This is a genomic window from Bergeyella anatis, assembly GCF_036016955.1.
GTDB lineage: Bacteria > Bacteroidota > Bacteroidia > Flavobacteriales > Weeksellaceae > JAYWXI01.
Map to the genome: position 1 here is coordinate 1 of NZ_JAYWXI010000099.1, position 576 is coordinate 576.

The window sequence follows — 576 nt, forward strand, 5'->3', positions numbered from 1 at the left end:
TTGAATAAATGATAGGTTTCTGAAATACTTTCAAATAGTCTTCTCTCAAAATCAAAGTTGCGTGTATCTTTTTTGTAATTCTTCGTAAAGTTTCTATAAATAGTAGGCTCGTCAATATCGGCACACTCGTTAAATTCGTTATTGAGCATTTCGTCTATTTGGTCGCTTATCCAATCATCAGCTGTCGCTACAAAGCCAATGTATTTATCCATTGTTATAGTTTCATATTCTTCATCTTCTTGGTATTGGTAAGTGCTATATCTAAAAATACTTTCATTAGGATAATCTTTATACAACTGATATACTTTTTGGGCAATTTGTTTGCACTCCAAATCAAATGGAGTTTGGATTTTAAAAGTGTTTAATCGCTGTTCAAAAAAATCCAAATTATTAGCGTTTTTGATTTTTTCATACATAAGGTCGCTCATTATATTACATTCTTTAAGGGTCTGTAAGTTTCTTTTTTGTTCTTGGCGTTCTTCCTCGTTATATGGTTCATCATACCTAACCCATTCGGTCAATATCTCGTATCGGTAACATAAAAAATCATCATCATTATAATAGGGAACACCAACC

1 pseudogene is annotated in these 576 nt (G+C 31.8%); it reads right to left on the reverse strand.

From position 1 onward, the window contains the following. Positions 1-576: pseudogene (locus VQ048_RS12425) on the reverse strand (hypothetical protein); the annotation flags it as partial.